Raw genomic sequence first — 22029 nt, 5'->3', positions numbered from 1 at the left:
CACGGCGGCGTCGCTGGCGCTGCGCTGGATCGGGTTCGCCGAAACGCGCCTGCTGCCCACGCGGCGGCCGGTGCACTGGCGGTTCATTCCCGCGCTGAATCCGGACGGCATGCTCGCCAAGCCCGCCACCCGGGTGAATGCGCGCGGCGTGGACCTGAACCGCAACTTCCCCACCCCCAACTGGGAGCGCGACGCACCCATCTACTGGGAAAAGCGCACCCGCCGCGACCCCCGCCGCTGGCCCGGCCCCGCGGCGCTGTCCGAGCCCGAATCGCAGTTCCTGCACACGCAGATGGCGCAGTTCGAGCCCGATCTGGTGGTCAGCATCCATGCGCCCTACGGCGTGCTCGACTTCGACGGCCCGCAGCCGCCGCCCAGCCGGCTGGGGCGCCTGCGGCTGGACCAGCTGGGCATCTTCCCGGGCTCGCTCGGGCACTACGGCAGCGTGCACCTGGGGCTGCCCGTGGTCACCATCGAGCTGCAGCACGAGCTGCGCATGCCGCAGGACGACGAGGTGCGCGTGATGTGGCGCGACCTGCTGCGCTGGATGGACGAGCACCTGGCCGTCGTGGACGGCCAGGCATCACCGCAAAAATAGCCTCCAGCGCAGATTCGACTAGGGCATTATGCTATTAAAAATGTAGCGGCCGATGCCAGGGCCTGCGCATCGGACTGCACCGCGCCGGGCGGGCCGCCCTTGCCCCACAGGGCGCCGCCCCAGGGCATGGCCAGGAACTGCGCGCACAGCCGCACCGAATCGATCATGGGCTGCGCCTTGGCGCGGTCGCCGCTGGTGGTGACGAGCCGCAGCGTCTTGGCCGCCATGGGCTCCTTGAACGGCTGGCCCGGAATGCGCATCCAGCCGCTCCAGTGGTCCAGGTAGGTCTTGAGCGGCGAGGGAATGCTGTACCAGTACACGGGCGCGACGAACACGATGTCGGTCGCGGCGAGCGTGGCCTCCAGCAGCGTCTTCATGTCGCCGGTGGGGGCGGGGTACTCGCCGGTGGTGTGGCGCCGGTCCACGAAGGGCGGCAGCTCCATCCGCGCGAGGTTCAGCCAGGTCTGAACGGTGTCCGCCGGCAGGGCCGCGGCAGCCTGCCGCGCCAGCCATTCGGTGTTGCCGACATGGCCGGGCTCGCGGGTGGAGGTGGTGAGGAACAGGGTGTGGGAAGGCATGCCCGGCATGGTAGCGCCGGCCGGATTCGCCGCCCCCCGGTCAGGCCGCGACCGGGGCGGACGCGGCGGCACCCGCGGCCACGCCCTGGCCCAGGAAGCCGAAGGCCATGGCCGGCCGCTCGCCGCTGATCAGCTCGGCCACCGCCTTGCCGGAGCCCGCGCCGTGCGTCCAGCCCAGCGTGCCGTGGCCCGCGTTGACCCACAGCTTGCCCACGCGCGTGCGGCCGATGAACGGAATGTTGGTGGGCGTGGCCGGGCGCAGGCCGGTCCAGTACTGCGGGTTGCCGCCTTCCTCGGGCGTGCGGGTGTCGCACACGCCGGGCAGGATGGCCTCGATGCGGCGCGACAGCATGTGGCAGCGCGCCCGCGCCAGGGGGCTGTCCAGCGACAGGTCGTAGCCGCCCAGCTCGATAGTGCCGGCCACGCGCAGCACGTTGCCCAGGCGGCTCATGGCGATCTTCTTGCCGTCGTCGATGGTCGAGACCAGCGGCGCGCCCTCGGGCTTGAGCAGCGGGAAGGTCGCGCTGTAGCCCTTGCCGGGGTAGATCGGCAGGTCCACGCCCACGGTGCGCAGCAGCGGGGCGCTGTAGGTGCCGCAGGCGACGACGATCGCATCGGCGGTGAGGTTCTGGTCTTTCTGGCCTCCAGCGCTGGTGCTGCGTGCGCGGACAGCTACTGATTCGATAGCGCCGCCGGCCTGGTTCAGGCGCACCACGTCGTGGCCGTAGAGGAACTGCACGCCGCGCTCGGCGCAGCGGCGCGCGAGCTCCTGCGTGAACAGGCGGGCGTCGCCGCTTTCGTCGGTGCTGGTGTAGGTGCCGCCGGTGATGTGATCGCCGTAGGCGCGGAAGGCCGGCTCGATCTGCAGCAGCTCGTCGCGGCTGACCAGGCGGCGCTGCACGCCGTGCCGGCGCATCACCTCGACCGCGTGGCCGGCGGCGTCGAACGATTTCTGGTCGGTGTAGAAGTGGGCGATGCCGCGCTCCAGCCGGTGGTATTCGATGCCGGTGGCACGCACCACGTCCTTCAGGGCGGCGTGGCTGTAGGCGCCCAGGGCCACGATCTGCTGCACGTTGCGCTCGAACGCCGCATCGTTGCACTGCGCGAGGAATTTCAGGCCCCAGCGCCACTGGTCCCAGTCGAGCTGCGGGCGAAACAGCAGAGGTGCTTCCTTGTCGAACATCCACTTGAGCGCCTTGAGCGGCGCATCGCGGTTGGCCCAGGGCTCGCAGTAGCTCACCGAGATCTGCCCCGCGTTGGCGAAGCTGGTCTCCAGCGCCGCGCCGGGCTGGCGGTCCACGACGGTGACTTCATGGCCGCGCTCGAGCAGATGCCAGGCGGTGCTGATGCCGATGATGCCGGCGCCCAGGACGATGGTTTTCATGGGCCGGAGTGTGGATCGCGTTGCGGCGAATTAAAAGCAAAATTAAACTTCATCCAAATTCATCAGAACCTCTAATGCACGCACGCCCATGAGCAGCTTCGATCCCGCCGCACTGGAATGCCTGGCCGCCATCGTGGAGGAGGGCGGCTTCGAGCGCGCCGCCCAGCGCCTGAACGTCACGCAGTCGGCCGTCTCCCAGCGGCTGCGCGCCCTGGAGGCGCAGGTGGGCTCGGTGCTCATCGTGCGCAGCCGGCCGCTCAAGCCCACCACCGCCGGCCAGCTGCTGCTCAAGCACACCAAGCAGCTGCGCCTGCTGCGCGCCGACCTGGAGCGCGACCTTCAGGAACTCGCCCCGAGCGCCCCCGGCGGCGCGCGCGAGGACGAGCGCATCTCGATTGCCATCAACGCCGACAGCATCGCCACCTGGGCGCTGGAGGCGCTGCACGATCTGGTGCGCCAGCGCCTGCCCGTCGAGATCATCGTGGATGATCAGGATTTCACGCAGGAGTGGCTGCGCTCGGGCCAGGTGCTGGGCTGCGTCACCACGCTCAAGCAGGCGCTGCGCGGCTGCAAGGTCGTGCCGCTCGGGGCCATGCATTACGTGGCCGTGGCCTCGCCGGCGCTCGCGGCGCGCTACCTGCCACACGGGCTCACGCCGCACAACTTCCGCGACGTGCCGTTCCTGTCGTTCAACCGCAAGGACGACATGCAGGCCGAGTTCGTGATGCGCGCCTTCGGCCTCAAGCGCGTGGCGCTGCACCACCTGTTCGTGCCCAGCTCCGAAGGCCAGGTGCGCGCCGCCACCGCCGGCTGGGGCGCGGGCGTGGTGCCCGAATTGCTGGTGCGCGGGGCGCTGGCCGACGGCAGCCTGGTGGACCTGGCGCCCGGCCATTCGCTGCCGATCCAGCTGTACTGGCACTGCTGGAACCTCGAATCGGAGGTGCTGGATGCGCTGTCCGAGGCGCTGACCCGCACCGCGGCCCGCATGCTGGCGGTGTAGGCCCGGGGCTGTCCCGGTACCGGGGGCCGCGGCCGGTCGCTAAGATGCGCCGCATGAACACGCCCCCGTCCCGCCCCTCCTTCAAGGCGCAAATGCACCAGGCACGGGAAGAGGCCATCGTGGCGGCTGCGGGCCGCCTGCTCGGCGAAAAGGGCTTCGAGGCCATGACGCTGGACGACGTGGCCGCCGAAGTGGGCGTGGCCAAGGCCAGCCTGTACAAGCACTTCGCCGGCAAGGACGACTTGTGCGCCGCCGCCATGGTGCATGCCGTGGACCGGCTGCAAGGGTTTTTGCAGAGCGTGCCGCCCGGCCAGTCCGCCATCGAGCGCCTGCAGGCGCTGCTGCGCTGGATGCTGTCGCTGCAGCTGACCGACGAGATGCCCCTGCTGCTGAGCCGCAATTCCGGCCTGGCCGGGCCGCTGCGCGACTGCGAGCGCTACCAGGCGTCGCTGCAGACCGCCAGCGCGCGGATCACCACCTGGATCGTGGAAGCCCAGGAGGCCGGCCAGCTGAACGCCCAATGGCCGCCCGACGTGGTGCTGTGGGCGCTGCTGGCCCGTTCGGCCGACCCGCTGCCGGCCATGCTGCGCGCCACCGGCCGGTACACCGATGCGCGCATCCTCGACTGGGCGGTGGAAACGTGCTTCGGCGGCCTGGCCGCGCAAGGGGTCAGCGCACCAGCAGCACCGGCACCTGGCTGTTCGCCAGCACCTGGGTACTGACCGAGCCCATCACCAGCTTGCCGAGCGCGCCGTGGCCGTGCGAGCCCATCACGAGCAGGTCGAACTTTCCGGTGTCCGCCACCTTGCCGAGGGTTTCGCCGATGGGGCCGGTCTTCACAATCCGCTGGGCGACCACCCCGTGGCGGGCGAGGAACTTGACCACCGGGCCGATGATTTTCTCGGCCTCTTCGGCGTGGTATTTTTCGACGGTTTCCTTGCCCAGGGCCGCGCGGGCGCGGGGCGGCAGGGCGGGCTGCACGGTCACCACGGTGTAATCGTGCGTGCCGGCCAGTAGTTCCTCGTGGGTGGCGAGGTAGGCGAGCATTTTCTTGGTGTACGGGCTGCCGTCGACGGCGAGGAGGATGTTCATGAAGACGTCTCCGAAAGAGAAGGGACCAGACTAATCTGCGCGTGCGCCTGTTGTCTTGACCTGCGTCATCTTTGTATGCCCTGCGCGGCGAAAGCGCCGGCGTGGAAGCCGGCACCTGCGAACGATCATACGGTGGCGGTGAAATGCGGCGAGAAGGTGTCCTGCTCGCCCTTGCGGGCATAGCCCAGGGGGTTGGCCACCACGCGGCAGCGCCAGGGCGTGCCATCGGCCCGCGCGCCCTGCACCGTGTAGTCGCTCGGCGAATGCAGGTGGCCGTGCATCCACAGCTGGGCATGGGGCAGCAGATCGTCCAGCGCATTGCAGAACCCCGCGGTGCCGGGAATCAGCCCGTAGCGCGGGTCGGCGCTTTTCAGGCTCGGGGCGAAGTGCGTCACGGCCACGGTGGGACCGTCGAACGGGCGCGCGAGCGCGTCGCGCAGCCAGGCCTGGCAGGCCAGGGACTGCTCGCGCATCGGCTCGGCCAGGAAGGGCTCGCCGCTGCGGGTGCCGCCAGTCTTGCGCAGGTAGAAGTTGGCGGCGCGAAAGGCCTTCTCGCGCTGGCGCAGGCGGCGCGCGAGGTCGGTGCTGCCCTCGTCCTCGGCCAGCGCGTCGAAGTCGCTCCAGAGGGTGGTGCCGACGAAGCGCACGCCCTCCAGCACCACGCTTTCGCGTTCCAGCCAGATCAGGCCCAGGCGGTCGCACACCTGGCGCAGGCGCTGCTGGGCGGCGTCGAAATCCTGCATGTCGTATTCATGGTTGCCGGGCACGAACAGCACGGGGGTCGGCCAGCCGGCGAACTGCGGCAGCGGGGAAAAGCGCGCCAGCCCGAAGTCGTCGTCGGCCAGCTGCGAGCCGGATTGGTAGGAGCCGATGTCGCCGGCCAGCACGAGCACGTCGGCGCCCGGGGCGGGGCTGGGGGCGAAGGCGGGGTGGGCTTCCAGGTGCAGATCGGACAGCAGTTGAATCTTCATGCGCCGATTGTGGAGGCTGGCACGGTGCCGCCGTCAGGCCACGGGAGGGCGCCGGGCCGTGGGCAGGGCCGAGCGCGCCATCGCGCCCCGCAGCCAGCGGTGGGCCGCATCGTGCAGGCGGCGGCGGTGCCACAGCGCATCGACATGCACCGTGGGCAGCGGCATGGGCAGCGGGCGCCACACCAGTTCGCCGGCGATGCTGGCCACGCCCACGAAGTGGCGCGGCAGCACGGTGAGCAGGTCGGTGGTGGTCACCACGCGCCCAGCGGTGAAGAACTGGTTCACCGTGAGCACGATGCGCCGCTCGCGGCCCAGCGCGGTGAGCGCCTCGTCGATGAAGCCGTAGGGTTTGCCGGAAAAGCTCACCAGCAGGTGGCGCGCGCTGCAGTACAGATCGAGCGTCATCGGCACCTGGGCGAGCGGGTGGCCGTGGCGCATCACGCACACGTATTCGCCATCGTACAGGCGCACGCTTTCGAAGGCCACCACGCTGTCGGTCTGGGCGCGCGCGGTCAGGTCGGCCATCACCGCGGGGAAGTAGCCCACGGCCATGTCGGCGGATTCGTCGTCCAGCATGCTGCGCGGGTCGCGCGTGGTGAGCGGCACCACGCGCACGGACACTCCGGGCGCCTCGCGCTCGATGATCTCCACCAGCGGCGGGATCAGCGTGGCGCCCGTGGCGTCGGCCATGGCCAGCACGAACGTAGAACTGGCGGTGGCAGGGTCGAAATCCCCCGGCGCCAGCGACTGTTGCAATTGCGCCAAGGCCTGCCGCACCGGCGGCCACAGCGTGAGCGCCCGGGGCGTGGGCTGCACGCCCTGCCCGCTGCGCACCACCAGGTCGTCGCCCAGCACCTCGCGCAGGCGCCGCAGCGCGTTGCTCACGGCCGGCTGGGTGAGCGACAGCTTGTGCGCCGCACGGGTGAGGTTGCGCTCGGTCATCACCTCATCGAACACGCGCAGCAGGTTCAGGTCAAGCGAGCGGAAGTTGAGAGGCAGCATGTTGAACCATCACTTCAGTGAATGACTGAGATTCAAAATATAAAGTGGAACAGCCATGGGGTAAACCCTAAGATTCACCCATTCGCCCGGCAATTTCGCCAAAAGCGTCTGAAAAGGGTCCTCATCATGGCAAATTTTGTACACATCGAATACCGCACCGAACACCCCGGCGTGCAGCGCGCAGAGCGCTTCGCCGCTTCCCTGAAGGGCGCTGCCGCCAGCCTGGACGGCGCACGGGGCGCATCCTCCCTCCTGCTGGCCGCCGTCGTGGCCGCCGTGCTGGTGGTCGCCAACCAAGTGGTCGACACCCGCGCCGAAGGCCACATGCTGGCCGCCTGGATGGTCATGTGGGTGATCGCCTTCGCCGCGCTGGCCCTGCTGGCCGGTCCCGCCCGCCGCGCCAGCGCTGTGTTGCGCTCCGGCTACAAGGCCTGGGCCGAAGCCCGCCGCCGTGAAGCCGAAGACGAAAAGACCTGGAACGCCGCACTGTACGACGCCCGCATCATGGCAGACCTGAGCCGTGCCATGAACGGCATCGCGGTGGACAACATCCGCCGCTACTACTGAGATCGGCGGCCGGACCGGCCGCGAAGTCTCCCCATCAAGGGCGCCTCACTAGGCGCCCTTTTTCTTTTTCATGGCGCGCCGGGTACGGGATCCTCACCCCCTGCCAGCCACCGCTGGCGCCAGCGCTCCAGGCCGTAATAGATGACAGGGGTGGTGTACAGCGTGAGCAACTGGCTGACCGCCAGCCCCCCCATGATGGCCAGGCCCAGCGGCCGGCGCAGCTCGGAGCCTTCGCCCGTGCCGAGCACCAGGGGCAGCGCGCCGAGCAGGCCTGCCAGATTGGTCATCAGGATCGGGCGCAGCCGCAATGCCGCCGCACGGCGGATCGCCTGCTGCGGCGGCAACCCCTCGCGGCGCTGGGCGTCGAGCGCGAAGTCGATCATCAGGATGGCGTTCTTCATGACCACGCCGATGAGCAGAAACAGCCCCAGCAGCGCCATGAGGCTGAACGGGGTGTTGGTCAGCCACAACGCCAGCAGCGCGCCAACGCCCGCCGGCGGGACGGTGGAGAGGATCGTGAGCGGGTGCACCAGGCTCTCGTACAGCACCCCCAGCACCAGGTACACGGCCAGCACCACGCCCAGGATGAGCCAGGGCTGCGAGCGCACCGCGCTGGACCGTGCCGCGTCTTCCCCGGACGGTGCCAGGTGCACCGAGGCGGGCAGCATGACGCGCGCCATCACGGCGTTGAGTGCACGCTGGCCCTGCTCCTGCGTCACGCCGGGGGCGAGGCTGTAGCCGATGTACATCGACGCGAACAGCGCGTCGTGCCACACCTGGTCCTCGGCCAGCCCGTAGCGCCATGTGGCAAAGGCCGTGAGCGGCACGCGCGATCCGTTCGGGGTGAGCACCTGCATCTGCGCCAGCGATTGCGGCTGCGAGGTGAAGCGCGGGTCCACCTCCATCACCACGCGGTACTGGTTGAGCCGGTCGTAGAGCGTGGTCACCTGGCGCTGGGCGTAGGAGTTGTTCAGTACGGACGCCACGGCCTGCATGTCCACCCCCAGCCGCTGCGCGGCCTCGCGGTCGATGTCCATCACCACCTGCTGCGCGCCGCCGTCGCTCACGGCCTGCACGTCGGTGAATTCCGGTGCCTCGCCCATGGCCAGCGACACCTTCCGGGCCCAGGTGCGCAGCGAGCGCACTTCGCCCGAGCGCAGGATGACGGCCGTATCGGCCTCGCCGAACGACACGCCGCCGATCTGGATGTCCTGCTCGATGCTGGGGCTCAGCACCCCGCCCGGCACGGCTGGCGCCTTCTCGCGAAGCCGGTTGACCACGGCTTGCGTCGGCTCGCCGCCACGCTCCGCCAGGGGTTTGAGGCTGACGATGAAAAAACTGTTGGCGATGCTGCCGCTGCCGCCGCTGGTGCCGGCCACGTGGGCCACGGCCGGGTCGGCCAGCAGCAGGCGGCGGTAGGCCTCGATCTTGGGCTGCATGACCTGGAACGAAAAGCCATCGTCGCCGCGGATGAAAGCGTGGACGATGCCGGTGTCCTGACGCGGCATCATGATCTTGGGCAGCGACTGGTAAAGCCACACGTTCACGCCCACCACGGCCAGGAAGGCGAGCAGCACCACGAAGCTGTGGCGCAGCGCCCAGCCCAGGCTGCGGTCGTAGCCGTGGCGCAGGTCGGCCAGCATCGCGGCGCTGGCGGCCCCCACGCGAGCGGTCCAGGCATGCCGCGCCTGTGTCTGGCGTGCGCTGCGCAGCCCGCGCAGCCCATAGGCGCACAGCACAGGCGTAAGCGTCAGGGACACCACCAGCGAGATCACCACCGCCGCCGCCAGCGTGATGGAGAACTCGCGGAACAGCCGCTGCACCACGCCGCCCATGAACAGGATCGAGACAAAGACCACCACGAGGGCGAGGGTCATCGCGACCAGCGTGAAACCCACCTCGCCCGCGCCGCGCAGTGCGGCGCGCAACGGCGTCATGCCGCGTTCGATGTAGCGCTCCACGTTTTCCAGCACTACGATCGCGTCGTCCACCACCAGGCCGGCCGCCACGATGAGGGCCATGAGCGACAGGTTGTTGAGCGAAAAGCCCGCCAGGTACATCACCGTGAACGTGCCGATGAGCGACACCGGGATCGCCACGGTGGGAATGAGCGCCGTGCGCAGCCGCCCGAGGAAGGCCGCCACCACGGCCACCACCAGCGCCACCGAGAGCGCGAGCGTGAGATGCGCCTCGCGCAGCGTGGCCCGGATGCCCTGCGAACGCTCGACGACGATGTCCAGCCGCGCGCTCGCAGGCACCAGCGTGCGCAGGTAGGGCAGCTGGGCGCGGATCGCGTCCACGGTCGCCACCGTATTGGCGCCGGGCTGGCGCCGCACCTGCAGGATGACGGCATCGCGCTCGTTGTGAAAGCCGCTGCTGTAGCGGTTCTCGGTGGAGTCGGTCACCCGCGCCACGTCGGACAGGCGCACTGGCGCGTTCTCGGCCCAGCGCACCACGAGCGACGTGTAGTCGGCCGCGCGGGCCGGCGCGCCATCCAGCGCCAGGGGCCAGTGGCGGGCGCCTTCTTCCACCGCGCCCAGGGGCTGCACCGAGCCGGCCCGCACGATGGCCGACCGCACCTCGTCCAGCGACAGCCCCTGGTGCGCCAGGGCGCCCGGATCGAGCTGCACCCGCACCGCCGGCAGCGAGGCGCCCCCGACCGAGACATCGGACACACCCGGCACCTGCGCGATCTTCTGCGCCAGGATCGTGGAGGCGGCGTCGTACAGCGCCGAGGGCGCGAGGTCCGGCGACGACAGCGCCAGCACCACGATGGGCCGCTGGGACGACTGGATCTTGCGGAAGGTCGGGTTGCCCTTCATGCCCGCCGGCAACTGGCTGCGCACTGCGTTGATCGCCGCCTGCACGTCGCGCGCGGCCGCATCCAGGTCGCGGCCCAGCACAAATTCGAGCTTCACCTCCGTCGTGCCCTGGTTGCTGCTGGACGAGATGGCCGCCACGCCGGCAATCGCACCGAGGGCGCGCTCCAGCGGGGCGGCCACGGTGGCGGCCATGCTTTCGGGGCTGCCGCCGGGCAGGCTGGCGCTCACGCGGATGACGGGGTAGTCCACCTGCGGCAGCGCCGCCACCGGCAGCAGCCGCCAGGCCAGCAGGCCCATCAGCACCAGCGCCAGCGACAGCAGCGAGGTGGCCACCGGGCGGCGGATGCACAGGCGCGCCAGGTTCATGGCCCGCTGCCCGCCGTGCCGTCCTGCCAGGCCGCACGGCGGCGGGAAAGCCGCTGGCCCAGCCGGTCGAAATACAGATACACCACGGGGGTGGTGAAGAGCGTGAGCACTTGGCTGACCACCAGCCCGCCCACCATCACGATGCCCAGCGGCTGGCGCAACTCCGCGCCCGAGCCCTGTGCGAGCATGAGGGGCAACGCGCCCACCAGGGCGGCCAGCGTCGTCATGAGGATGGGGCGCAGGCGCAGCAGCGCTGCACGCCGGATGGCCTCGTGCGCGGGCAGCCCGAGGCGGCGCTGCGCATCCAGGGCGAAGTCCACCATCATGATCCCGTTCTTCTTCACCAGGCCGATGAGCAGCACGATGCCGATCACCGCGATCAGGTCCAGCGGGCGGCCGCTGACGAGCAGGGCCAGCAGCGCGCCGACGGTGGCCGAGGGCAGCGTGGAGAGGATGGTGATGGGGTGGATGGTGCTTTCGTAAAGCACCCCGAGCACGATGTACATGGTGACCACCGCTGCCAACACCAGCCACAGCGTGTTGGACAGCGATGCTCGGAACGCCTCGGCCGCGCCCTGAAAGCGCGTCTCGATCTGGGGCGGCAGGCCGGTGGCCGCAAGCTCCCGTTCGATGGCCGCCACGGCCGCCCCGAGCGAGTGGCCCGCGCCCAGGTTGAACGACACCGTGGCCGCCGGAAACTGGCCTTGCTGCAGGACCTGCAGCGGCGCGGGCTGCTGGGTGATGCGCGCCACGGCCGCCAGCGGCACGCTGCGCCCGGACGGCGTGGACACGAACGTGGTCTGCAACGCATCCAGCCCGCGTGCGTGGCGCGGATCGACCTCCAGCACCACGCGGTACTGGCTGGCCTGGGTGAACAGCGTGGCGATCTGCCGCTGGGCGTAGGCGTTCTGCAAGGCGGTGGCGATGTCGGCCACGGTGAGGCCCAGGCGCGCAGCGGCGTCGCGGTCCACTTCCACATGCGCCTGCCGGCCCTGCTGCTGCAGGTCGCTGGCCACATCCGCCAGTTCGGCGCGGGCGCGCAACCGCTCCACCAGGCGTGGCACCCAGGTGTCGAGCAATGCCGGGTCCGGCGTGGTCAGGGTGAACAGGTACTGCGTGCGGCTCACACGGTCTTCGATGGAGAGTTCCTGCACCGGCTGGAACCAGGCCGTGATGCCGCCCACCTGGCGCGCGCGGGCGCGCAGGCTGTCCAGGATGGCGCGGGCACTGGCCTGCCGTTCTCCATGGGCGCGCAGGTTGATGAGCATGCGCCCGCTGGAGAGCGAGGCATTGCTGCCGTCCACCCCCACGAAGGACGAAAGGCTCGCCACGTCCGGCTCCTGCAGCAGTGCGTCGGCCAGCGCCTGCTGGCGCTGCGACACCACGGTGAACGAGCTGTCGGGCGCCACCTCGGTCACCACCTGGACCACCCCGCTGTCCTGCACCGGAAAGAATCCCTTGGGCACGGCCAGGTAGAGCAGGACGGTGAGGACCAACGTGGCCAGCATCGCCAGCATCGTCAGGCCCTGGTGCGCGAGCACCGCATCGATCGCGCGGCCATAGCGTTCGAGCACGCGGTCCATGAAGCCCGTGCCCTTGCCTTCGCCGGGCGGCGCGTGAAGGGGGGCCTTGAGCAGCCGGGCGCTCATCATCGGCGTGAGCGTGAGCGACACCAGCAGCGAGATTCCGATGGCCACGGCCAGCGTGAGTGCGAACTCGTGGAACAGCCGCCCGACCACGTCGCGCATGAACAGCAGCGGAATCAGCACGGCCACCAGCGACACGGTGAGCGAGACCAGGGTGAACCCGATCTCCGACGCGCCCTTGAGCGCCGCCTGCAGCGGCGGCAGGCCCTGCTCTCGGTGGCGCGCGATGTTCTCCAGCATGACGATGGCATCGTCCACCACGAAGCCCGTGGCGATGGTGAGCGCCATCAGGCTCAGGTTGTTGACCGAAAAGCCCAGCAGATACATCACGCCGAAGGTGCCCACCAGCGACAGCGGCACCACGACACCCGGAATGAAGGTGGCGGTGGCGCTGCGCAGGAACAGGAAGGTCACCAGCACGACCAGACCCACCGCGAACACCAGCTCGAGCTGCACGTCGCGCACCGAGGCGCGGATGCTCTGCGTGCGGTCGGTGAGCAGCGCCACGTCCACGGCGGCGGGCAGGGTGGCGGTGAGCTGGGGCAGCAGGGCACGCACCCGGTCGGCGACGTCGATCACGTTGGCACCCGGTTGCCGTTGCACGTTGAGCAGCACGGCCGGCTGCCGGTCGGCCCATGCGGCCAGAAAGCGATCTTCCGGGCCGGATTCGACGGTGGCCACGTCGCCCAGGCGGATCGGAGCGCCCGGCGGCGCAGTGCCCGTGCCGGCGACGGCCGGGTTGGACGCCACTGTGCCGGTGGGGGTGCGCCAGGCGACGATGAGCCGGCGGTAGGCGTCCGGCGAGGTGATCTGGTCGTTCGCGTCCAGTAAGGTGGTGCGGTACGGGCCGTCGAAGCTGCCCTTGGGTTGGTTGGCATTGGCGCCCGCGATCGCCCGGCGCACGTCTTCCATGCCCAGTTGCTGCGCCGCCAACGCCGTGGGGTTGACCCGCACCCGCAGGGCCGGGCGCTGACCGCCGGCCAGGCTTACCAGACCCACGCCCGACAGCTGCGCGAGCTTTTGCGCCATGCGCGTTTCCACGAGGTCATGCACCTCGTGCAGCGGCAGGCTCGCCGAGGTGATGGCCAGGGTGAGGATGGGCGCGTCGGCCGGGTTCACCTTGCGGTAGATCGGCGGTGCGGGCAGGTCGGCGGGCAGCAGGCTGGCCGCAGTGTTGAGCGCGGACTGCACGTTCTGCTCGCCCACGGCCAGGTCCGCGTCCAGCATGAACTGCAGCGTGATGACCGAGGCACCGCTGGAGCTGGTGGACGACATTTGCCGCAGGCCCGGGATCTGCCCGAGCCGGCGCTCCAGCGGCGCGGTGATGGCACGGGCCGTGACATCCGGGCTGGCGCCCGGGTGGAAGGTGAACACCTGGATGACGGGGTAGTCCACCTGCGGCAGCGCCGCTACCGGCAGCAGGCGCCAGGCGATCGCCCCTGCGATGAGCAGCGCCAGCATGAGCAGCAGCGTCGCCACCGGGCGCAGGATGAACGGGCGCGAAAGATTCATGGCGGCGGCGGTACCAGGGCGGCGGTGGTTCGGGCGTTGCGGGGCAGCGCCATCAGCGCGCCGTGCTGGCGGAGGTGGAGGCTGCCGCGGCCTGCGCTTTTGCGCGCTGCTGCAGCTGATGCGCGGTCTGAGGGGGCTCGCCAGCCACCACCTGCGCCACGTCGATGCCGTCCCGCAGGCGATCCAGCCCTTCCAGCACGACGGAATCGCCTTCGGCCAGGCCCTGGGTCACGACCAGGCGCTCGCCATCGCTGGCACCCAGCGCCACGCGGCGCAGCACGGCTTTACCGTCCCGCACGGTGTACACGTAGGGCCCCTGGCTGCCGTGCTGAACCGCATCCGCCGGCACAACGAGGGCATTCTCCAGCGTGCGCACTTTCAGCCGCACGTTGACGAACTGGTTGGGAAAAAGCGCGTCGTCGGCATTGTCGAACTGGGCCTTGAGCCGCAAGGTGCCGGTGGCCGTGTCGATCTGGTTGTCCAGGGTGGTCAGCCGCCCGGTTCCCAGCAGGGCGGCTTCGGCGCGGTCCCAAGCCTGCACCACCAGGGGCCGGGCATCGCGTGCGCCGGCACGTACGGCCGGCAGCTGGGTTTCGGGAATGGCGAACAGCACTGTGATGGGGTGCGTCTGCGTGATGGACACCAGGCCCTGGGCATCGGCCGTCGCGACCAGATTGCCCGCATCGACCCGCCGCATGCCCAGACGGCCGGCCACCGGGGCCTCGATCCGCGTGTACGACAACTGCAACTGGGCCTCCTGCACCTGGGCGCGCGCAGTCGCCAGGCTGCCGCGCAGTTGGGCCACCAGGGCTTCCTGGGTTTCCAGCTGCTGCCGCGCGATGGAGTCCTGCTGCAGCAGCGTGCGGTAGCGCGCCACGTCGCGCTCCGCGCTTTGCAGTTGCGCCTGCATCTGCTGCTGCAGGCCCTCGGCCTGTGCCAGCTTCACGCGGAAGGGTGCGGGGTCGATCTCGGCCAGCACCTGGCCACGCCGCACCTCCTGGCCCTCCTGGAACAGCACGCGCGCCAACTGGCCGTCCACGCGGCTGCGCACGGTCACGCTTTGCAGCGCAGTCACGGTGCCGATGGCCTTGATCTGCTCGTCCATGGCCTGCCGCTGCACACCCACGAGGCGCACCGGAATGGGTCCGCTCCAGGGACTGGGCCCCGTTTCCTGCAGCGCAGGTTGGCGCCATATGAGATACCACGCCACCCAGGCCAGCAACACCAGCACCACGCAGCCCAGCAGCCGCAGCCAGAGACGGCGTGTGGATGCCGCCGGCATCCGCTCAGAAACCATTTCAACCATGTCGGGCCCGTCGAGGGGAGAAGAGTGCCAGCGCCGCGGGCGCAGGAAGCCGGTGCGCAACCCGGCGAACCGGGAGTTGCAGCGGCATTGTCGGTCCCATGCGAAGACGGGGCGGTGGGGACGTGTGCGGTGCGATGCCCGGTCAGGGTTGGCCGCCTGCGAATTTAGCCGAAAGAACGGTCTAAATGATAATGACTTTTAATTGGAAGGTGATCTGTGCCACCACGAAAAAGCGCCCGGGCCGCTGTGCGGACCAGGCGCTTTACATCGAACGGCCATTCGGTGGCGTGGCGCCACCAAACCCCGTGCGCGAAGGGATCAGCCAGCCAGACGCTTTTCCAGCGCGGCCTTCGTGTCGAGCAATGCGGCAGGCAGGTGGTAGGCCAGTTGATCGAAATGGGCCGTGTGCAGCTTCAGCTCGTCGGCCCAGGCGGCGGCATCGATGCGGGTGACCGTGTCGAACTGGACCGGGGTGAATTCGATGCCCGTCCAGTTGATCTCGCCGTACTGGGGGGCGGTGCCGATCGGCGTGTCCTGACCGCTGGCCTGGCCTTCGATGCGGTCGATCATCCACTTGAGCACGCGCATGTTGTCGCCATAGCCGGGCCAGACGAACTTGCCATCGTCGCCCTTGCGGAACCAGTTGGTGGTGTAGATCTTCGGTTGTTGTGCGCCGGCGGCCGCGATTTTTTTCGCCCATGTTCAGCCAGTGCTGGAAGTAGTCGCTCATGTTGTAGCCCATGAAGGGCAGCATGGCGAACGGGTCGCGGCGCACCACGCCCTGCTGGCCGGCGGCAGCGGCCGTCGTCTCGGAGCCCATGGTGGCTGCCATGTAGACGCCTTCCGTCCAGTTGCGGGCTTCGGTCACCAGCGGCACGGTGGTGGAGCGGCGGCCGCCGAAGATGAACGCGTCGATCTTCACGCCCTTGGGGTCGTCCCAGGCTTCGTCGAGTGCGGGGTTGTTGGTGGCAGCCACGGTGAAGCGCGCGTTGGGGTGTGCGGCCTTGGCGCCGGTTTCCTTGGCGATCTGGGGCGTCCAGTCCTTGCCTTGCCAGTCGATCAGGTGGTCGGGCAGCTTGCCGGTGTCCTTTTCCATGCCTTCCCACCACACGTCGCCATCGTCGGTCAGCGCGACATTCGTGAAGATCACGTTCTTGTCCAGGCTGGCCATGCAGTTGGGGTTGGTGTGGTAGTTCGTGCCCGGGGCCACGCCGAAATAGCCGGCTTCGGGGTTGATGGCGCGCAGGCTGCCATCGGCCTGGGGCTTGATCCAGGCGATGTCGTCGCCGATGGTGGTGACCTTCCAGCCTTCGAACGCCTTGGGCGGAACCAGCATGGAGAAGTTGGTCTTGCCGCAGGCGCTCGGGAAGGCGGCGGCCACGTGGTACTTCTTGCCTTCGGGGTTCGAGACACCCAGGATCAGCATGTGCTCAGCCAGCCAGCCCTGGTCGCGGCCCATGGTGGAAGCGATGCGCAGCGCGAAGCACTTCTTGCCCAGCAGCGCGTTGCCGCCGTAGCCCGAGCCATACGACCAGATCTCGCGCGTTTCGGGGTAGTGCACGATGTACTTGGTCTTGTTGCAAGGCCAGGACACGTCCTTCTGGCCGGCCTGCAGCGGGGCGCCCACGGTGTGCACGCAGGGCACGAAGTCGCCTTCCATGCCCAGCACGTCGTACACGGCACGGCCCATGCGGGTCATGATCTTCATGTTCACGGCGACGTAGGGGCTGTCGGACAGTTCGATGCCCACGTGTGCGATGGGCGAGCCCAGCGGGCCCATGCTGAACGGCACCACGTACATGGTGCGGCCCTTCATGCAGCCGTCGAACAGCGGCTGCAGCGTGGCGCGCATCTCGGCCGGTGCCATCCAGTTGTTGGTGGGGCCGGCATCTTCCTTCTGGGCGGAGCAGATGTAGGTGCGGTCTTCCACGCGGGCCACGTCGCTCGGGTCAGACCAGGCAAGGTAGCTGCCAGGGCGCTTGGCGGGATTGAGTTTCTGGAACGTGCCGGCATCGACCAGTTGCTGGCAGAGGCGGTCGTACTCTTCCTGAGAGCCGTCGCACCAGTAGATGGCGTCGGGCTTGCAGAGGACGGCCATGTCGGCCACCCAGGCGAGCAGGCGGGCGTTTTTGACGTAGGCGGGGGCTTTGAGATCCAGGCCTTGAATGGTGGGTGCGTTCATCGGGAGCTTCCTGAAGTTGAAAAACAGTTTTTTCAAAGGAAGCTGCCGACGAGCGGCGCGACGTGGGGGCCTGCGCATGGGTCTTCTGAGCGCTGCCTTTGAAAAAACGGCTGGATGCTCAGTCGGCGGGCGGGGAGTGCGGCGAGAGCTGCAGGGTCCGCGGGTCGGCTGGGATGACGATTTTATGAATCCCACCCGCGCCTGTCTGTCAGACAGGCATTACTTTCATGCAAAAAAGGCATGAGGTTATGTGGGTGTTGAGCATGATCTGGACTGCCATGTCGCTGCCGGGACAAATCTGCCGGTTTTTCCGTAGTCGCCTGCTTGCGTGCCCTGCGGATTTCTCCGAAAGTTCAATTACCGCCCGGCAGGTAAAAAATGGATTGCAGTGTTTTGGCCGTGGCGAGATTCCATGCCACACAAGGAGATATATGGACTTCCAGACCTTGCAACTCGCGGTGCAGGACCGCATCGCCGTCGTGACGCTGAACCGGCCACCGGTCAATGCCCAGAACGCGGAGCTGCGTGCCGAGATCACGCAGGTATTCGATGAATTGTCGGATCGGGAGGACGTCTTGGTCGTGGTGCTGACCGGCGCAGGCAAAGTTTTTTCTGCGGGTGCCGACATCCGCGAGCGCCCCAACCTCGGTGCGACCGCGGGCGCTTACGGCCGCCACAACCGGCTGGTGCGCGAATCGTTCTACGCGGTCGTCGAATGCTCCAAGCCCGTCATCGCGGCCATCAACGGGCCCGCCATGGGTGCGGGCTTCGGTCTGGTGATGGCCTCTGACATCTGGGTGGCTTCCGAAGACTGCTATGTGTCGATGCCTGAGATCAACGTAGGGCTCGCAGGGGGCGTGACTTTCCTGCAGGAGGTGTTCGGCCGTTCACGCGCACGTCGCATGTTCTTCACCGGCATGAAGGTCAGTGGCGCCGAACTCTATCGCCTGGGCCTGGTGGAGGCCTGCCTGCCTGCAGAGGAACTGATGCCCTACGCGATGGACCTGGCGCGCGAGATCGCATCCAAGAGCCCCATTGCACTGCGGCTGGCCAAGGAGGCCGCGCGACTGACGCAGTTGATGCCATCGCGCGATGCCTATCGCTACGAGCAGGGCAACACCGTCGCGTTGTCCAAGACGGAGGATGCCAAGGAGGCCCAGCGCGCCTTCCTGGAAAAGCGCGCTCCGGTTTACGTGGGCCGCTGACGGACACAGAGAGCAGCCGGGCCTGTGCCCAGGACGCTGCTGCAAAATGGAGGCTGCAAGACACCATCCCCATCGCAGCGATGCGAGGGGTTTGTGGCACCGGGGCGGCGCCGATCCGCCGCCCGGCCGGGTGCCAGAACTACAAAAGAGAGGAGGCCTCCCCCTATGGCAAACCGTCCAGCCGCTTCGGCGAACGACCCCGTCGACTCGGCGCCCACGACCCGCTCCGACACCCGGCAGGAACAGCTCATCGACATTGCATGCCGCCTGTTTGCGCAGCGCGGGTACGAGGGCACTTCGCTGCGTGACATCGCCGAAGAGGCCAAGATCACCAAGGCGGCGCTGTACTACCACTTTCCCAACAAGGAAGCGCTCTACGAGCGCATCGTGCTGGAATCCATGCAGGCGCTGGTGGACTCCGTGCGCGAGGCGATGGCCGAGGGCGCCACGCCGGTCGACAAGGTGCGCTTGTTCATGCAGTCGTCGGCCGACTTCCTCGACCGCAGCCGCCATTCCTGGATCGCTGGCTCCAACGCCTTCTGGTCCGGTAGCGCGGTTGACCCGCGTGCCATGGCCGTCTATCTGCGCGACGAGTACGAACACCTGCTGCGCGACAGCATCGCGCAGGCCATCGCGGCAGGGCAGTTCCGTGCGGTGGACCCGGCCATGGCCGGGCGCATGCTGCTGTCCATGCTGAACCACATCGCGCGGTGGCATTCGCCCGGAGGTCGCCTCACCACCCGGCAGGTGATCGAGCAGTACCTCGACATGGCGTTCGGCGGCCTGCTGCAGTAAAGCGCGCCACCTTCTCCCGGGCACCCCCCAAGCCGCCCCGGCCTGCGCCGGGGCGGCTTGTTCGTTTCTGGCCTTCCTGGCGCGTGGCGCGGGTTTTCCCTGTTCATTTACTTGCCGGCCGTTTAGTAGACTTTTCGCAGGAGTCTACCCATGCGCACTGACCGACGCCATTTCCTCTTGTTGCCCTGGAGTGCAGGCCTGGCCTGTGCCCAGGCGCGGGCGCAAGGCGTGGTGGGCGCTGAGGGACTGGTGGGGGCCAGGCCCGTCCAGATCGTCGTGCCTTACGCCGCTGGAGGCCTGACGGACAACCTGGCACGCCCGATCGCGTCGGCCCTCTCGGCGCGGTGGTCCCGGCCAGTGGTGGTCGACAACCGCAACGGCGGGGGCGGCACCATCGGCACGGCGGTGGTGGCGCGCGCGCCGGGCGATGGCCATGCGCTGCTGCTCACGGCATTCGGCTACATCGCCAATCCGCTGTTGATGAAACAGCTGCCTTACGATCCACGCGCCCTGGCTCCCCTCGCCATGGTGGGCGATACGCCCAGCGTCCTGTACGTGAGCACGCGCCTGCCCGTGACGTCGGTGGCCGAGTTGGTGGTGTACGGCAAGGCACACCCGGGCAAGCTGGTGTTCGCTTCGTCCGGCAACGGATCCAGTCCGCACATCGCCGCAGAACTGCTGGCGTCCCTCACGGGCATGGACATCGTGCATGTGCCTTACCGCGGCAATGGGCCCGCGCTGAACGATCTGCTGGGCGGGCAAGTGCATGCCATGTTCGATTCGGTGGCGTCGTTGTCCCATGTGCGCAGCGGACGGCTGCGGGCGCTGGGTGTTGCGAGCACCGCCCCGCTGGCCCGGGCGCCCGAGTTGTTGCCCATTGCCCAGTCCGGCGTGCCGGAGCTGGCCCATTTCACTGCAGGGGGCTGGTTCGGCTTTTTCCTGCCGGCATCCACTGCGCCGGCATTGCAGCGATGGCTGCATGCCGAATTGCGCCAGGTTCTGGAGCAGCCCGCCGTGCGCGAGGCCGTGGAGCGTGCCGGTGTCGAGCCCCGCAACCTAGACCTGGAGGCCTTCGCGGCCTACCTGCGCGCGGAGAGCGAGCGCTGGGCCCCCGTTTTCCGTGAACGCAACATTCAACTGGATTGATGCGTGCCGTGGCCTCTACCCCGCCTGCGCGCGCAGCCGCCACGCCGCGGCCTTCTACCGCATGGTCCAGGGCTGTGGCTTCCTTCTTTTCTGCAATGAACCGGGGCTAGCGCCCCAGCACTTCCAAGCACCATGACGATCTCCCTCCCTTCATCGCACACCCTCGACCCCTACGATGCCTTCCGCGAGGAACTGCGCCAGTTCGCCGAGTCCGAATGTCCGTCGGCCCTGAAGGAGGTCGTTCGCAACAACCAGAAGGTCACGCGCAACGAGTACCGCATCTGGCAGGAAAAGCTCTTCGCGCGCGGCTGGGGTGCGCCCAACTGGCCGGTGGAATACGGCGGCACGGGCTGGGACCTGCAGCAGCGCTACCTGTTCGAGGAGGTCACCGCGCAGGCCGACTGCCCGCCCCAGTACCACCACGGCCTGGGCCACATCGGCCCGGTGATCATGCACTTCGGAACGCCCGAGCAGAAGGCGCGCTTTCTGCCGCGCATCCTGGACGGCAGCGAGTGGTGGTGCCAGGGCTACTCCGAGCCCGGCGCGGGCTCCGACCTGGCGTCGCTCAAGACGGCGGCGGTGCGCGACGGCGACCACTACGTGATCAACGGCCAGAAGATCTGGACCTCGCACGCGCAGGAGGCCGACATGATGTACACGCTGGTGCGCACGTCGAACGAAGGGCGCAAGCAGGCCGGCATTTCGCTGCTGCTCGTGCCCATGGACACGCCGGGCATCGAGGTGCGGCCCATCCCCACGATCGACCACTGGCACCACGTCAACGAGGTGTTCCTCCACGACGCGCGCGTGCCTGTCGCCAACCTCCTGGGCGTGGAAGGCGAGGGCTGGAAATGCGCCAAGTTCCTGCTCGACCGTGAGCGGCTCTCGCCCGCGACGGTGCCTCGCCTGGCCCGGCTGGCTGAGCAGGTTGGGGATCTGCTGCGCGCACGCGGCGCTGGCGGATCGGCGCCCAGCGCGAGCCAGCATGTGCTGCTCGAACGCCTGTACCTGGCCCAGGCCGGCGTGGCGGGCGCGCGCGAGATGCTGCTGAGCGCCATCCAGGAGGAGATGCAAGGCACGCTGGCAGCCTCGAAATCGTCGGCGCTCAAGCTCTACTGCTCGGACCTGTCCCAGCAGCTCATCGGCATCGCGCTGGACATCGCCGGCCCCGAGTACGCCGCGCGCCTGGTCGACACGGTCGCGGCCACAGGGCAGGAAGTGGCGGGCGATTCAGACGACCCCCTGCGCCAACTCATCCACACCTACCTGTTCTACCGCTCGCGCACCATCGCCGGGGGCACCAGCGAAGTGCAGAAGAACGTGATCGCCCGCGACCTTTTCGGAGCCTGACCCATGACATTCCACGCCACGCCGATGTTCCCCGGCGACCTCTATGACACCACCTCCCGCGTGGCTGCTGCGGCGCCCGTGGCAGAGACCTTCGAATCCCAGGAGCCCAGCGAGACATGGAACCAGTTCCTGCAGCTGGGCTGGCAGGGGGTGCTGATCGACGAGACGCACGACGGTGCCGGCGCCTCGCTGGGCGATGTGGCCGCCATCGCCGAAGCCGCGGGCCGGCATGCCCTGGCGCAGCCCCTGGCCGCGCGCTGCGCCGTGGTGCCCCTGCTGCTGGCCGGCCTGCCGGGCGCCAGCAACGTGCTGCGGGCCATGGCCGCGGGCGAGGCCTCGGTCTGCCCCGTGCTGGACATGGGCCCGGTGCCCCTGGCTGCCGTGCGCGATGGCGATCGCCTCACGCTCAACGGCCGCCTGCATGGCGCCGACCTGACCGAGCCCGCCACGCACTTCGTGTTCGTCGCCATACAGGACGATGGCCAGCCGCTGCTGGTGCTGGCACCG

17 protein-coding genes and 1 pseudogene are annotated in these 22029 nt (G+C 68.8%); 9 read left to right on the top strand and 9 right to left on the bottom strand.

Annotated features, from left to right (window positions below):
- Nucleotides 1–598: M14 family zinc carboxypeptidase (locus tag AC27IO_RS09660; RefSeq protein WP_498738684.1), on the top strand; the 598-nt coding region annotated here is incomplete at its 5' end.
- A gap of 26 nt (nt 599–624) precedes the next feature.
- Here the strand turns inward: AC27IO_RS09660 and AC27IO_RS09655 are convergent.
- Entirely contained in the window at nt 625–1185 is a 561-nt protein-coding gene (locus AC27IO_RS09655; RefSeq protein ID WP_498738682.1) for an NAD(P)H-dependent oxidoreductase, read from the bottom strand.
- 31 nt (nt 1186–1216) lie between these two features.
- Nucleotides 1217–2560 carry a D-amino acid dehydrogenase gene (locus tag AC27IO_RS09650; RefSeq protein ID WP_498738680.1) on the bottom strand — a complete coding sequence of 448 codons (1344 nt, stop codon included), beginning with the start codon at nt 2558–2560 and terminating at the stop codon, nt 1217–1219.
- Between the two features lie 88 nt (nt 2561–2648).
- Between AC27IO_RS09650 and AC27IO_RS09645 the strand changes: the two genes are divergently transcribed.
- Both AC27IO_RS09645 and AC27IO_RS09640 read left to right on the top strand, forming a co-directional pair.
- Nucleotides 2649–3560 carry a LysR family transcriptional regulator ArgP gene (locus tag AC27IO_RS09645; RefSeq protein ID WP_272566141.1) on the top strand — a complete coding sequence of 304 codons (912 nt, stop codon included), beginning with the start codon at nt 2649–2651 and terminating at the stop codon, nt 3558–3560.
- 53 nt (nt 3561–3613) lie between these two features.
- Nucleotides 3614–4282 carry a TetR/AcrR family transcriptional regulator gene (locus tag AC27IO_RS09640; RefSeq protein ID WP_284410311.1) on the top strand — a complete coding sequence of 223 codons (669 nt, stop codon included), beginning with the start codon at nt 3614–3616 and terminating at the stop codon, nt 4280–4282.
- Here the strand turns inward: AC27IO_RS09640 and AC27IO_RS09635 are convergent.
- From AC27IO_RS09635 to AC27IO_RS09625, 3 genes are all read right to left on the bottom strand, one after another.
- Nucleotides 4230–4652, bottom strand: a complete 423-nt coding sequence (locus AC27IO_RS09635) for a universal stress protein (RefSeq protein WP_272566139.1) — start codon at nt 4650–4652, stop codon at nt 4230–4232. The genes AC27IO_RS09640 and AC27IO_RS09635 overlap by 53 nt on opposite strands.
- 125 nt (nt 4653–4777) lie before the next feature.
- Nucleotides 4778–5623 carry a metallophosphoesterase gene (locus tag AC27IO_RS09630; protein ID WP_487089263.1) on the bottom strand — a complete coding sequence of 282 codons (846 nt, stop codon included), beginning with the start codon at nt 5621–5623 and terminating at the stop codon, nt 4778–4780.
- 33 nt (nt 5624–5656) lie between these two features.
- Nucleotides 5657–6625 (bottom strand): LysR family transcriptional regulator, encoded by a 969-nt coding sequence (locus tag AC27IO_RS09625; protein ID WP_284430404.1) that lies wholly within the window; start codon nt 6623–6625, stop codon nt 5657–5659.
- 126 nt (nt 6626–6751) lie between these two features.
- Here AC27IO_RS09625 and AC27IO_RS09620 point away from each other — a divergent pair, with 126 nt between their 5' ends.
- Nucleotides 6752–7192, top strand: coding sequence for a hypothetical protein (locus tag AC27IO_RS09620; protein ID WP_272566134.1), 441 nt, complete (start codon nt 6752–6754; stop codon nt 7190–7192).
- 68 nt (nt 7193–7260) lie between these two features.
- Here AC27IO_RS09620 and AC27IO_RS09615 read toward each other — a convergent pair whose 3' ends face one another.
- The 4 genes and pseudogenes from AC27IO_RS09615 to AC27IO_RS09600 all read right to left on the bottom strand — a co-directional run bounded on the left by AC27IO_RS09615 (nt 7261) and on the right by AC27IO_RS09600 (nt 17026).
- Nucleotides 7261–10380, bottom strand: coding sequence for an efflux RND transporter permease subunit (locus tag AC27IO_RS09615; protein ID WP_498738676.1), 3120 nt, complete (start codon nt 10378–10380; stop codon nt 7261–7263).
- The gene (locus AC27IO_RS09610) at nt 10377–13538 is read right to left on the bottom strand and encodes an efflux RND transporter permease subunit (protein WP_498738674.1); all 3162 of its coding nucleotides are present in this window, start codon (nt 13536–13538) and stop codon (nt 10377–10379) included. Before AC27IO_RS09610 ends, AC27IO_RS09615 begins: the two co-directional genes overlap by 4 nt.
- A 52-nt stretch (nt 13539–13590) precedes the next feature.
- Nucleotides 13591–14820, bottom strand: coding sequence for an efflux RND transporter periplasmic adaptor subunit (locus AC27IO_RS09605; RefSeq protein ID WP_498738672.1), 1230 nt, complete (start codon nt 14818–14820; stop codon nt 13591–13593).
- Between the two features lie 342 nt (nt 14821–15162).
- Nucleotides 15163–17026 (bottom strand): annotated as a pseudogene (locus AC27IO_RS09600) (phosphoenolpyruvate carboxykinase (GTP)).
- A gap of 431 nt (nt 17027–17457) precedes the next feature.
- Between AC27IO_RS09600 and AC27IO_RS09595 the strand changes: the two are divergent.
- The 5 genes from AC27IO_RS09595 to AC27IO_RS09575 all read left to right on the top strand — a co-directional run.
- Nucleotides 17458–18231 (top strand): enoyl-CoA hydratase/isomerase family protein, encoded by a 774-nt coding sequence (locus AC27IO_RS09595; protein WP_498738670.1) that lies wholly within the window; start codon nt 17458–17460, stop codon nt 18229–18231.
- Between the two features lie 165 nt (nt 18232–18396).
- Nucleotides 18397–19026, top strand: coding sequence for a TetR/AcrR family transcriptional regulator (locus tag AC27IO_RS09590; RefSeq protein WP_498738668.1), 630 nt, complete (start codon nt 18397–18399; stop codon nt 19024–19026).
- Nucleotides 19027–19176: 150 nt separating this feature from the next.
- Nucleotides 19177–20172, top strand: a complete 996-nt coding sequence (locus AC27IO_RS09585) for a Bug family tripartite tricarboxylate transporter substrate binding protein (protein WP_498738666.1) — start codon at nt 19177–19179, stop codon at nt 20170–20172.
- A gap of 132 nt (nt 20173–20304) precedes the next feature.
- Complete coding sequence (locus tag AC27IO_RS09580) at nt 20305–21522, top strand: acyl-CoA dehydrogenase family protein (RefSeq protein WP_498738664.1); 1218 nt, start codon at nt 20305–20307, stop codon at nt 21520–21522.
- A gap of 3 nt (nt 21523–21525) precedes the next feature.
- Nucleotides 21526–22029: acyl-CoA dehydrogenase family protein (locus AC27IO_RS09575; RefSeq protein WP_498738662.1), on the top strand; the 504-nt coding region annotated here is incomplete at its 3' end.

Source organism: Acidovorax sp. KNOB132 (assembly GCF_057541515.1).
The sequence above is the reverse complement of the archived record's forward strand: the minus strand, read 5'-3'. Positions and strand labels throughout refer to the sequence as shown.

Excerpts from the sequence above, each read along its gene's own strand:
- AC27IO_RS09655 (WP_498738682.1), bottom strand. The coding sequence starts at position 1,185 with ATGCCGGGCATGCCTTCCCACACCCTGTTCCTCACCACCTCCACCCGC.
- AC27IO_RS09630 (WP_487089263.1), bottom strand. The coding sequence starts at position 5,623 with ATGAAGATTCAACTGCTGTCCGATCTGCACCTGGAAGCCCACCCCGCC.
- AC27IO_RS09595 (WP_498738670.1), top strand. The coding sequence starts at position 17,458 with ATGGACTTCCAGACCTTGCAACTCGCGGTGCAGGACCGCATCGCCGTC.
- AC27IO_RS09585 (WP_498738666.1), top strand. The coding sequence starts at position 19,177 with ATGCGCACTGACCGACGCCATTTCCTCTTGTTGCCCTGGAGTGCAGGC.
- AC27IO_RS09620 (WP_272566134.1), top strand. The coding sequence starts at position 6,752 with ATGGCAAATTTTGTACACATCGAATACCGCACCGAACACCCCGGCGTG.
- AC27IO_RS09590 (WP_498738668.1), top strand. The coding sequence starts at position 18,397 with ATGGCAAACCGTCCAGCCGCTTCGGCGAACGACCCCGTCGACTCGGCG.
- AC27IO_RS09640 (WP_284410311.1), top strand. The coding sequence starts at position 3,614 with ATGAACACGCCCCCGTCCCGCCCCTCCTTCAAGGCGCAAATGCACCAG.
- AC27IO_RS09645 (WP_272566141.1), top strand. The coding sequence starts at position 2,649 with ATGAGCAGCTTCGATCCCGCCGCACTGGAATGCCTGGCCGCCATCGTG.
- AC27IO_RS09605 (WP_498738672.1), bottom strand. The coding sequence starts at position 14,820 with ATGCCGGCGGCATCCACACGCCGTCTCTGGCTGCGGCTGCTGGGCTGC.
- AC27IO_RS09650 (WP_498738680.1), bottom strand. The coding sequence starts at position 2,560 with ATGAAAACCATCGTCCTGGGCGCCGGCATCATCGGCATCAGCACCGCC.
- AC27IO_RS09635 (WP_272566139.1), bottom strand. The coding sequence starts at position 4,652 with ATGAACATCCTCCTCGCCGTCGACGGCAGCCCGTACACCAAGAAAATG.
- AC27IO_RS09625 (WP_284430404.1), bottom strand. The coding sequence starts at position 6,625 with ATGCTGCCTCTCAACTTCCGCTCGCTTGACCTGAACCTGCTGCGCGTG.
- AC27IO_RS09610 (WP_498738674.1), bottom strand. The coding sequence starts at position 13,538 with ATGAATCTTTCGCGCCCGTTCATCCTGCGCCCGGTGGCGACGCTGCTG.
- AC27IO_RS09580 (WP_498738664.1), top strand. The coding sequence starts at position 20,305 with ATGACGATCTCCCTCCCTTCATCGCACACCCTCGACCCCTACGATGCC.
- AC27IO_RS09615 (WP_498738676.1), bottom strand. The coding sequence starts at position 10,380 with ATGAACCTGGCGCGCCTGTGCATCCGCCGCCCGGTGGCCACCTCGCTG.